This is a genomic window from Polymorphospora sp. NPDC051019 (genome assembly GCF_040683055.1).
In the GTDB taxonomy this organism is placed as follows: domain Bacteria; phylum Actinomycetota; class Actinomycetes; order Mycobacteriales; family Micromonosporaceae; genus Polymorphospora; species Polymorphospora lycopeni.
Genome location: NZ_JBFBCH010000008.1, coordinates 251,995 through 264,292, shown reverse-complemented (window position 1 = coordinate 264,292; position 12,298 = coordinate 251,995). Strand labels below are relative to the sequence as shown.

The following is a 12,298-nucleotide window of genomic DNA, read 5'->3' as shown; positions in this document are numbered from 1 at the left end:
CACAACGGCCAGCACCGACAGTCGGATACATACTCAGATGTCACGACGGATCGCAATTAGCTCATCCCTATCTTCACCCAGAGCCTCAAGAATGCAAATTGCATACTCTGCTCGACCACGAACCCGCTCCTTCCTCAACTCTTCATAGAGGAGCGGAATCCCATCACGTGCAGCATCTCGACACTCAAGCTCCAGATCAGGTCGACCAGACAACACCTCGACATGTTCCGATTCTCCAAGAACAAGAACCATTAACAGATAAAGAAGACCCCATCTGGCAGCATCCGTCAACAGCTCCTCATCGAGGGCAGCAAGTATCATCGAAACAACAGGCACCGCAGATTCAAACAACATCGACTGCACCTCGATGTGATTGCGCAGCCCAGCCCCGTCGGCCTCCTCTTCAGTCTGGGCAGCCACCAATGCAGCAAAACTGCTTGGCACATGCCTGGCCCCCTGATCGCATCCGCACCTCAGCCCGGACCAGTCGAACCTGGCGGCGATTCGCCGCCACTTTTTGGAAGTATCCTCTACACTAAAAACATCATTCCACTGTGGATCCACGAATCGCTGCCGAGAGAGAAGTGCGCCAGACTCTACTTCCCACATCGCCCCGTCGGCGTCACCATCGACAGCTAGGACGCGCCGCCCGTCAGGACTAAAGGACACTGCCCGAACCCACCCATTGAGCCCGGCACAGACAGCCTGAAGGCTACCATCATTCGTGTTCCACACACGGACCATCCGATCCATTCCGGCCGATGCCAAGCGAGACGAATCAGAACTGAAGGCGAGAGTCAAGACCGAATCGAGGTGACCTTCAAGAATCTTTGGTCGACCTGCAGAGCGAAGATTCCATAGACGGACCTCCGCATCTCCACCAACCGCCACGAGTCGCGAATCCTCACTGACGCCAACGGCCCGAGCCGGAGTGCCTCGCTCAGCCAACATTGACACAAGCTGCCCAGTCTCGACGTCCCATTTCGTAACCCGGCCGTCTTGAGCGCACACAACAACGGCACCCCCGAGCCGATCCCAGGCCAGAGCTCGGAGCGCATCACCGAAGCCATCCGAGCGCGCTGCCACATTGATTGAGGAGACCAATTCTGAGGTCGAGACCCGCCAGACTCTGACTACTCCTTCGAGATGGCCAGCAGCAATCCGATCCCCTGCAATGTCCCACGCTATCGACAAGATACGCCCCGCAGACGCAATCTCAAGGCTCTCGAATCCTCCACCTCTCCGCCAGAGTTGCAGCCCACGCCGCCCACCGAACGCTAGAGTCTCGGCACCCGAATTGATTGCCAGCGCATCGACCTGCCCCTGAGATAGGTCGAACCCAACATGACCTTCCCCAGAAGACCCATCCCACACCCAAGCTCGCAGGTGATCGTTGACTCCTGCCACCAGGAAGGAGAAAGGGTCGATGGCCACAGCGGTAAACGCTGGGGACTGCGTCCTCTCTCTCACCAAAGCCTCCCTTCCGCCACAGCAAGCCTACAGCAGGTCATTGAAACAAAGTGCCGGGCGGGAACTGCTCGACGAGGTAATCGGGTTGACACTTCCTGCAGATCGGCTTTTGCCTCTTCGCGAAGGGGCTAGCTGTAACTATCTCATACGACTCAGTGAACGCCACTCGCGACGAATCTCCTCCCAAAGCGTTTACCACGTTCCCTTCGGCACAGTACCCAGCCCCCGAGCACGCCACAGCAATTTCACCAGTGTCGATATTAACTCCCGCCGACCAGGTTCGGTCCATCGGCTGCGTCGCAACCCCTGGCCCGTTATTGCCCTTCATGATCTTATCGAGATAGTCACGGGCAAGGTTCCGTCGCCCCTCCAAATCCCAGGCGCCCTGCGCTGCCCCCGTGGTTCCCACAAAGGGAACGTTTTTCGCGCTCGGTGGGCCACGCGTACTGGGCGAGCGCGGATTACCATAACCCGGTCCACATCCTGGGTTAGTGTTGTGCACAAGGACAGGCGCTTCTTCAGCCAGCACATAGTACGTGTGGATATCGGCGACGGTGAGGTCGCGCATCTCTTCGCTGCCACGGTGGTTGGTGACGGCCGCGACTGTGGGGCGCGTGTCGCCAGGGCCGACGGTGGCGAGTTGAGCCTCGGTCTTCAGCTCAGCCGCATCGATCCACTTACCACGACTGTCGTCCCAGAAGGGGTGGTTTTGGGTGGTCTTGAGGACGGTGGTCTCGCCGTCCTCAGTCTCGATGGTGAGGTCGGTGAGTTCGTGGTCGGTGTTGCGGTGAAGTTGAGTGACGGGCTTGGCGAGGGTTACGCCGGTTTCGGGGTCGGTGGCAAGGACCTGGTCGCCGATGTTGATGTCCTCGATGGGACGGACGCTGCCGTCAGCCATCAACACCCTGGTCGACGGGTCGAAGCTGTGTTGCGGAACCGCGCAACTGCCACCACTGCCGCTGTCGTTCGACCTGGTCGCGGCCGGTGGTCCGCCACCCCCGCTTCCGCTGGTGGTGCCGCCCCGGACCGGGGTCGGGTTGGCGCCGGCCTTGCGGTTCGCGCCGCCCAGGCCGGGAATCATGCCGGCGAGCATCGCCTTGGCGTCGAAGCGGCCGGTGGTCAGCACCTGGTCGAAGGCGTCTGAGATGCCGTTCTCGACGGCCTCGGTGGCCAGCCGGCCGAGGACGCTGTTGCCGATCCTGGAACCGACCGCCGCCGCGACCTTGCCGGCGACCATGCCGCCGGCACCGCCGGCCAGGCCGGACAGTGCGCCGGTGGCCATGGAGCCGAGGGCGTCACCGATGGAGTGGATGTCGCCCTGGGCGGCGTCCTTGGCCAGGTTGATCACCGCGCCGGCGCCGACCATACAGGCGACGGCACCCACGCCGGCGGTCACCGCCGTGCAGGCGAGGCCGGCCAGGATCGCCCCACCGATGGCGGCGACCTCGATGATCATGTCCTTGTTTTCTTTGACCCACTTTGTCGCTGCGTTCACCCCGTCGGAGACGGCGGCGACGGTTTTCTTGACCACCCGGGTCGCTTTCGCCACGACCTTCTGGTGGGCCTGCTTGACGGTGTTGTAGACCTTGGTCGCCTGTTTCTTCACCGCCTGGTACTTCTGGGCCACGTATTTCCGGCCGGTGTCGACGGCTTTCTTCACCGTCTTCGCCACCTTGGTCGCGGCTTTCTTGACCTTGTTGACCACGGTCGCGGCGACCCGGGCGACCGCCTGGACCTTCTGTGACACGTAGGTGGTGACCGCCCGGTAGGCCGAGGAGACGTACGTCGTCACCCGGGAGACCGTTGCCTTCACGGCCTTCTTGAAGGCCTTGATCGGGTTGCCCCAGTGGCCGGTCGGGTCCGTGGTCGTCAGCGGGTTGCCGTCGCCGTACTGGTAGCGGTTCGCCGCGATGGACGCCGGCACCGGGCTGACGTTGGCCGAGTCGCGGGTGTCGAACTGGCCGGTGTCGGTGTTGTACCACCGCGCCCACATGTTGACGCGGTCGGTCGTGGTGTCGGTCCACTCCGACTGGTAGCCGAGCGAGCCGACCTGCCCGGCCGACGACACGACGGTGCCGAGCGGGTCGTAGGTCGTCGACCCGGACAGGGTGGTGCCGGTCGCGGTGAACTGGGCGATGACGTCGGTGTGCAGGTCCGTCCACACCAGGCGTTGGGTGCCGCCGGCCTGCGTGCCGATCAGGTCGCCGGCCGGGTCGCGGACGTACGTGGCACCGCCGTCGGCCGCCAGGTCGTTGCCGAGTCCGGCGTACGCGAATCCGGAGCGCAGCACCCGGCCGAAGGCGTCGTAGTCGTACGACTGGGTCGTGCCGCCGGCCTGCTGGGCCCGTACCTGGCCGAAGGCGTCGGTGCTCGTCGTACGGGTACCCGACCCGCCGGACACCGTCGCCAGCGTTCCGCGCGGGGTGTACGAGTAGCTGTCCCCGGCCGCGGTGAGCAGCCGGTTCCGCTGGTCGTACGTGAACAGCCGCGAGCCGTTCTGCACCCGGTTGCCGGCCTTGTCGTACGCGTACACCGTGGTGGTGGTGCCGTCGTTCCACGACGTCAGCCGGTCGGCGAGGTCGTAGGTGTACGTGTTCGTCGCCGCCCCGGTGAACCCGGTCGTCGTCTTCGAGACGATGTTGTCGTTGGCGTCCCACCCGTACTCGACCTTGGCGATCGAGGTGCCGGACGGGGTCTTCAACTCGTCGGTGACCGGGCGGTGCCGGGCGTCGAAGGTGAAGTTGCGGGAGTTGCCCGACGAGCCGTACGTGATCTTCGAGACCTGGGACAGCGCGTTGTACGTGTTCGTCAGCGCGACCCCGGCGGTCGGGTTGTCGACCGTCGACAGGCGGCCCGCGCCGTCGTAGGTGAACGAGGTCGTTCCGGCGGCGTCGGCCCGGGAGGCGAGCCGGCTGTCGGCGGTGTAGGTGTAGGTGGCGTTGCCCACCGGACCGGTGATGGTCAGTGGCAGGCCACGGTCGTCGTAGGTGATGTTGTTCGTGCCGGCGGGCGCGGAGAACGACGTCATCCGGCCGGCGACGTCGTAGCCGAACTCGCGGTCCTCGGTCGTCGCCTCGGCCCCGGCCCCGACCTGGGCGGTCAGCAGCCCGAGGTCGTCGTAGGTGTTGGTGACCGTGACCCCGCCCGGCGAGGTCTGGGTGACCGGCCGGCCGGCGGCGTCGTACGCGGTGACGAAGGTGCGGTCCGCCGTCGACGGGTGGGCGGTCGTCGCCGGCTCGACCTGCCACTCCGGCAGGTTCCACGAGTTGTACGTGGTGAAGAAGGCGTTGCCGCGGCCGTCGGTGAAGCGGGTCCGGTTGCCGGCCAGGTCGTAGCCGAACGTCGTGTGGATGTCGTCCGACCCGGATATCGGCTGGATCTCCTCGACCAGCATGCCGGTGGCGTCGTACTCGAAGGAGATGGTGGTGCCCTTGGGGTCGGTCGCGGCGACCACGTTGCCGTTCTTGTCGAACTCGCTGCTCTGCGTCGACAGGACCGTCCCGGCCGCGTTGTGCGCCCTCGTCTCCAGCGGCCGGCCGGCGAGGTCGTAGGTGAGGCTGGTGTAGGTGCCGTCCGGCAGCGTCGTGCGGGTCTGCCGGCCGGCGCCGTCGTAGGTGTAGGTGGTGGTCTGGTTGGCGCCGTCGGTGGTGGTGAGCCGCTCACCGATCGCGTTGTAGGTGGTGGAGCTGGTGACGCCGGTCGGCGACGTCACCTGCGACAGCCAGCCGTTGGTGCCGTACGCGTAGCTGGTGGTGTGGTTGGTGCCGGTCTGCCGGACCACCTGGGTCGTGGTGAGCTGGCGGCCGAGGTAGTCGTACGTCGACGAGGTGACCGCACCGGTCGGGTCGGTCTGCGACAGCAGGTCGCCGACGTGGTCGTAGGTGTAGGTCGTCTCGCCGTCGTTGGGGGCGGTCACCTTCGCGACCCGGCCCATCTGGTCGTAGACGTAGCTGGTGGTCTTACCCAGCGGGTCGGTGGCCGAGGTGAGCTGCCCCATCACGTCGTAGGTGCGGGTGGCCTGCGCGACGATGGGCGTCGACGAGCCGGGGGCGGTGTAGCTCGGCAGCGTCTCCGACACCACCCGCCCGGCGGCGTCGTAGCCGGTGACCCCCCAGTTGCCGTTCGGGTCCTTGGTGTCGGTGATCTCGCCGAAGGTGTTGTAGCCGACCCAGGAGATGGCGTTGGCGAGCGTGGCGGGCTGCCCGTGGACCTCGGCCAGGACCGGCGGGGCGGTGGTCTTCACCGCGCGGCCGGCCTCGTCGTACGAGTGGTAGGTGGTGTTGCCGTTCGGGTCGGTGACCGCGACCGGGTTGCCGTCCTGGTCCAGGCCGTACGTGGTACGGATGGTGCCGGCGCCGGCGGCGGGCGCGGTGCCGTTGTAGAGCGCGGTCACCTCGGTGCCGTTGAACGCCTTGCCGTACGTCTGCACGTCGCTGATCGAGCCGGGCCACCGTTCGCCCTGCTGGCCGTTGTACTTCGACCGGCCGATCACGAACGCGCCGGTGGACGGCCACGACGATGTCTTGGCGGTGGTGGCCTCCAGGGTGCCGTTGACGTAGAGGCGCAGTTCGCCGGCGGTCGCGTCGTAGACGCCGGTGAGGTGGGTCCAGGTGTTGACCTGCGGGACGCTGGTCGACATCGCCCGTACCGGGTTCGGGTTGTCGGTGTCGGTCTCGGACGTCGACATCGACCACTTGTTCGAGTATGTGTGGTATTGCAGGAAGAAGCCGCTGGTGCGGTTGCCCTCCTGGCTGACCGCGGTGACGTTGGCGTTGGTCGCGGTCAGCTTCACCCAGGCCGAGACCGTGTAGCTGGTGCTGGTGTCGACCGACGGGCCGACGGTGGTCAGGAAGTTGCCGCCGTTGAGGGTGACCGCGCCACCGCGTTCGTTCGACCAGGTGACGGCGGCGTTGGCGGTGGCGGTGTTGCCACCGGCGGAGTCGCCGGCCCTGCCGCCGGTGGTCTCGTCGAGCCGCCAGCGTCCGGTCGGCGCCGCGCTCGTCGAGGTGTACGTGGCCTGCGAGACGAGGCGTCCCATCGGGTCGTACGCGGCGTCGGTGATGCCGAGCGTCGTGCCGGCCCGGGACAGGCGGGTGGAGACGACGTTGTCGTTGCGGTCGTAGGTGCGGGTGGTGGTGCGGTTCAGCCCGGTCGGGTCGACGGTCGAGGAGACCTCCCGGCCGGCGGCGTCGATGGTGAAGTCGACGGTGGTGGCGCCGTTGTTGGTGACCCGCCTGACCACGTTGCCGGCCGCGTCGTAGGTGTTCTGCTCGACCACGAAGGTGCTGGTGCCGTCGGTTCTGGTGGTCCGTGCCGGCAGGCCGTTGTCGGTGTACGTGTATTCGGTGGTCCAGCCCATCGCGTCGGTTTCCGAGGCGAGCCGGCCGGCCGGGTCGTAGGCGTTGGTGGCGACCGTCAGGTCCTGGGCCGGGTCGGGGTCGTTCGGGTCACCGGTGAAGCCGACGATCTTCGTGGTCAGCAGGTTGCCCGCGGCGTCGTAGGTGTTGCGGGTGACGCCGTCGTCGGGTTCGATCTCCTCGACGATCCGGCCGTGCGGGTCGTACTCGAAGGTGGTGGTGGCGCCGGCCGCGCTGGTGTACGTCGTCTCCTGCCCGTGCGTGTTGTACGTGTACGTCTCGGTGCGCGCCGCGTCGCCGCCGGTGGTGTCGGCGGTGGTCCGTTCCACGACGTTGCCGTCGACGTCGTACCCGAGGGTGGTCCGCGCGGTGTGCACGGCGCCGGTGACCCGGTTGGTGACGGCGGGTTCGGTCTCGGTGACCATCCGGCCGAGCGCGTCGTAGGTGTACGTGGTGGTCAGGCCGGCCGGGAACGTGTCGGTGATCTCGGTTTCGGTGAGCGTCCGGCCGAGACCGTCGTACGTGTAGCGGATGACCTTGCCGGCCGGTTCGGTCACCTCGGCGACGTCACCGCTGGCGTAGTAGACGACGGACTGGGCGGTGCCGGCCGGGGTGGTCGCCGTCCTGGGCAGGCCGGCGGGCGCGAACCCGCCGTCGTGGGCGCCGACGGTGGTGCCGTCGGTGTACGCCGTGGTGGTGACCCGGGCGAGCGAGTCGGTGACCGTGGTCCGGTTGCCCTTGGCGTCGTAGCCGAACGTGGTCAGGTAGGTGTTGTCGGTCGCCGACGCCGACCTTCCGTCGCGGACGGTGAGCAGCAGGTCGTTGCGGGCGTCCGGGGTCAGCGTCGTCGACGTCGCGTCGGGATAGTAGGTGAAGTAGACCGACGAGCACCGGTTGGCGGCCTGGTCCTGGCAGGTGATCGACTGCCGGGTGTTGCCCCGTACGTCCTGCAGGGTCTGCGTCCACACGCCGCGCGGGTCGTAGACGAGGTTGCCGAAGCCGCCGACGTCGTAGCCGTAGCGGGTCACGTTGCCGAGCGCGTCGGACTGGGCGATGATCCGGTTCCCGTTGACGACGTCGTAGCTGTAGGACGTCTTCTCACCGGTGGGTCCGGTGACCTCGACGGTCGACACCGGCATCGGGATCGCCGTGGCGACGCCGGAGACCATGGTGAGCGCGACCGGGGCGGTCTGCTTCGACGCCTCGAAGTGCGCCTGGACCTGGGCGGTGGAGAGCTGGCTGTTGTAGAGCGCGACCTCGGCGATCGAGCCCGGGAAGTAGCCGGCGGACGAGGTGCCGTGGGTCGGCCAGCCGCCCTGCCACTTGCCGGCGCCGACGAAGGCGTAGCTGGCGTAGGTGGCGAGCATCGGCTTGTTCGCGGTACCGACGAGGGCGCCGTCGAGGTAGACCGACTGGGTGCTGCTGCCGCCGGTGAGCACGACGTGGTGCCACTTGCCGTCGTTGACGCTGCCCGAGGAGGTGATCGGCACGGTCCCCGTCGTGTTCCAGAAGTTGCCGCGCAGCTTGCCGTCGGTGCCGACGTAGAGGGCCGGGGTCCAGTTGCCGGATCCGGCGATGTCGTCCATCGGCATGCCCTGGTAGCCGAACAGCACGCCGCCGACGTTGTTGCCCGACGGCATCTTGAACCACATCTCGACCGAGTTCGGGCCGGTCGTAGGTACGGCGGTCTCCGGCAGGGTCACGTACGACGAGGTGCCGTTGAACGAGGCGGCCTTGCTGTCGGCGAACGGCCCGTCGACGCCCAGCGTGACGTTGTTGTAGGTGGCGGTGCCACCCCGGACCTCGTTGACCGCGTCGCTGACGCCGACCTCGCCGAACCGCCAGTACTGGGTCGGCTTCGAGCCCAGGACGGCGGCCCGGTAGACGTCGCTGCTGCCGCTGACGGTCGGCGTACCCATGGTCCAGGTGCCGCCGTTCTCGTCGGTCACGGACGCGACCTTGCCGGTGGCCTTGTCGTACGCGACCTGCGCGGTGATCCCGCCGGACGGGCGGACGATCCCGTTCAGCACGTGGTGGGCGGTGCTGCCGCCCTGCTGGATGGCGGCCACGTTGGCGGCGGTCAGCGTCTGGTTGAAGAACGCGACGTCGGAGATGGTGCCGTTGAAACGGGAGACCCCGGCCGCCTGGTTCGAGCGGGCGTGGTTCGGCCAGGTGCCGCCGACGAATCCGGCGCCGACGTAGACGCTGTTGGCGCCGCCGTCGGCCCACTCGGCGATCGGTCCGGCAAGGGTGCCGATCGCCACCCCGTCGAGGTACAGCGTCTGCGTGGTGCCGGCGCCGGCGAGCACCACCTGGTGCCACTGGCCGTCGTTGACCGCGCCGGGCGAAACGATGGGGGTGGCGGCGCCCTGCCAGAACTGGCCGCGCAGCTTGCCGTCGCTGCCGATGTAGAGCGCCGGCACGTAGTTGTGCGCGGTCGTGCTGTTGGTGATCGGGTCCCGGCTGTAGCTGAACAGGACCCCGTCGGTGCCGGTGGTCTTGAACCGCATCGCGACGGACTGGTACTCGCCGTCGCTGATCAGGTTGCCGGGCAACTGGACCGAGGACGTGGTGCCGTCGAAGGCAGCGGCGGTCGCGGTCGAGCCCGGCAGTCCGTTGGCCTGGCCCAGGGTCACGTTGGTGTAGCCGGCGTTGTCGGCGCCGGCGTTGCTCAGCACCCGGCTGGCGGCCACCGTCGCCCCGGTCGCCTCATCGAAGCGCCAGTACGAACTCGGCCCGCTGTTGAGCACGGTGTTGGCGTACTGCGAGGTGGTGTCGGAGGTGTAGGTGGTGCACTCGGTCGAGCCGGTCGGCGGGCAGACGGCCGCCAGCCGGTCCTCGGTGCCGTAGGTGTACTGCCAGGTGGTGACCGTCGTGGGGTTGCCCGGCACCACCGGGTCGGTCGTGACGGTCGAGACGTGCGGGTGCGCCGATCCGGCCGGCGTCGTCCAGGCGAGGTTCAGCGACCGCCCGGACGCCGAGGTCAGCTTCGTCGCCCGGCCCGATCCGTCGTACGTGAGGGTCAATGCCCGGCCGTTGGCGTCGGCGATGGAGGTGACAGCGAAGGCGCCGGCGCCGCTCGGCTGCCCGAACGTGTAGACGGTGGCGTCCTTGTCGGTGAGCGTGTAGCCGGTCAGGGCGCCGCCACTGGCGCGGACCTCCTTCAACGTCGCGAACCGGCCCGGCTGCGGGGTGAAGCTGCCGTCCGCGTTGCGCCCGAACGGCACCTCCTGCCCGCTCGGGTATCTGACCAGGACCGACTGCACACTGTTTGCGGCGTCCTTCACCTCGGTCACCCGTACGTCGACCACGCTGGACCAGCCGGTGCCGAAGGCGTTCGCCCGGCGGGTGTCGAGGCTGTTGTAGCTACGGGTGATCGACAGCGACGGGCCGACGGTCGCGATGCTCGCGTCCGTCGCCGACGTGGTGTAGTTGCCGATGCTCGGGTCGAAGCCCTTGCCGGCGTTCTGCGCCAGGCCGGAGGTCACCAACGGTTGCGGGACCCGGGTGCTGAACGCCAGCGCCGGGTAGATGGTGCTGTTGCTCACCTTGTCGTTGACCTGGACGGTGTAGAGGTATTTCTTGTTCCAGGCCAGGCTTCCGGCCGGGACCCGCCATGCCTGGCTGCCGACCCAGCCGGAGTTGGCGACCTGGGCGCCGGTGCTGCCGTCGAAGACGACGAAGTGGTAGTTGAAGCCCTTGCTCGGCCACTTGTCGGGGTCGTGCACCCGGGCGACCAGTTCGGGGGTGAGGGTCTGCAGTACGGCGTTGTTGCCCGGGTAGCGGACGTCGACCTGGGGGGCGTGGTTGTAGGTGTAGTCCAGCTCCAGGTAGGGCATGTAGTCGCCGCTGGAGTAGTTCGCGGAGGTGAACCGCTTCCAGCCGTTCGAGTCGGTCTCGGAGGCGGTCAGGGCCAGGCCGTGGTTCGCCCCGCCGGTGCCCCAGTCGTTGAAGGTGGCCGGGTTGAGCACCGCCCGGACCCACTTGCCGACGCTGCGGTTGCCGCTGGTGTTGGTGCACGACGGCCCGTGGTCGTTGACCGTCACCTGGCCGATCGGGTCGGTCATCGCCGGCGTGGACGCCAGCCCGGCGTTGGTCAGGCCGGCGACGGTCCACGGCCCGGTGACCCGGTGCACGTAGAACGGCAGGAAGGCGGAGCAGTTGGAGGCCCACGTCTGGTAGAGCCAGATCCGCGCGCCGGTGATCCGCAGGCCGTTGAAGCCGTCGTTGCGGTAGTCGTCGAAGTGGATGAACGACCGGGCCTTGACCGTCCCACCGTTGTAGGTGCCGACCGGCAGGTTGTCACCGTTCTGGTTCGTCGTGTTGGCGTCGTTGTCGACGTAGACGTCGCCGGTGGTGTCGGTGTGCGCGGTCGGGTCGACCCGGACCGGGTAGACGCGGTCGGGGTGGTTCAGCCAGGCGGCGTCGGCGACCACCCGCAGCGCCGGGCCACCGTCCACCGTGGTCAGTTCGTAGCGGACGGCACCCTGGGCGGCCGCGCCGGACCGCGGGTCGATCCGGGAGTCCTCCATCCAGCCGCTCGGGATCCAGGCGACCACCGATCCCTTGGCGTTGAGCAGCTCGACCGATCCGTGCGCGTCCAGTCGTGGGGTGAGGCCCTTCAACCGCAGCGGGAACACCCAGGACGAGCCGGCGGCCGGTGACTTGAGGACCAGGGTCTCCTTGACCCCGGAGGCGATCGCGGCCAGTTCCAGGTCGGTGTCCGGCAGCACGTCGCGGTACGTCGCGGTGCCCCCGTCGGTCTCGGGCACGCCGACCTGGGCGCCCTGGAGGCTCCAGGCCAGCACCTCGCCGGTCGGCAGGGTGAGGGAGGCGAGTTCGGTGTCCGCCGCGGCGCCCCGGCTACGGGCGGACGACTTCCCGGCCACCGCGATGCCGACGCTGTTGGCCTTGACGTGCAGACGGCCGTCCGACCGCTCGACCAGGGTGGGGTCGATGGGCTGCCAGGAGCCGTCCGCCGTCCGGTAGTTGACCGGGTCGGTGTAGGTGCGCCGGGTGATCGACCCGTCGGCGTTGCGGAAGACGTCGGTTCGCGCGGTGGACTGCTTCGGCTGCCGCTTGCTGGTCTTCGGGTCGAAGCGGCTCTCGGTGCTGGGCGTGGTTTCCGGAGCGCTGTCCACCTCGTGCGGCGTGTACGGCGCCAGCGTTCCGGGCGCCGGGGCGGGCACCCGGCCGGCGCCTCCGGCGGCCCGGGTGGCATCCGCCGACACGTAGTGGTCGGGCGGGGTCGAGTCGCCCTGCCTCTGCACCGGCATCCCGAGGAACGCCCGTGCGCCGTCGGCCCAGGAGGGACGTTGCGCGAACCAGGACAGCCACGACGTCGGGAACGATCCCCCGGCGGGGACCGCACCGGGTGGCACCGCCACCGTTAGACCGAAGACCACAGCGACGATCAGCGCGCCCCGCCGCAGCGCACGCCCACCCCAACGCGGCACGAAGACTCCCCTTTT

General features: G+C 67.9%; 2 protein-coding genes and 1 pseudogene. All 3 read right to left on the bottom strand.

What is annotated here, in order from left to right; translation table 11 throughout:
* Positions 1–33: 33 nt before the first annotated feature.
* The gene (locus AB0M79_RS17450; protein WP_364214298.1) at positions 34–564 is read right to left on the bottom strand and encodes a hypothetical protein; all 531 of its coding nucleotides are present in this window, start codon (positions 562–564) and stop codon (positions 34–36) included.
* A 174-nt stretch (positions 565–738) separates the two neighbouring features.
* A pseudogene (locus AB0M79_RS17445) lies at positions 739–951 on the bottom strand (hypothetical protein); the annotation flags it as partial.
* A 556-nt stretch (positions 952–1,507) separates the two neighbouring features.
* Positions 1,508–12,283, bottom strand: coding sequence for a LamG-like jellyroll fold domain-containing protein (locus tag AB0M79_RS17440; protein WP_364214205.1), 10,776 nt, complete (start codon positions 12,281–12,283; stop codon positions 1,508–1,510).
* Positions 12,284–12,298: the final 15 nt, after the last annotated feature.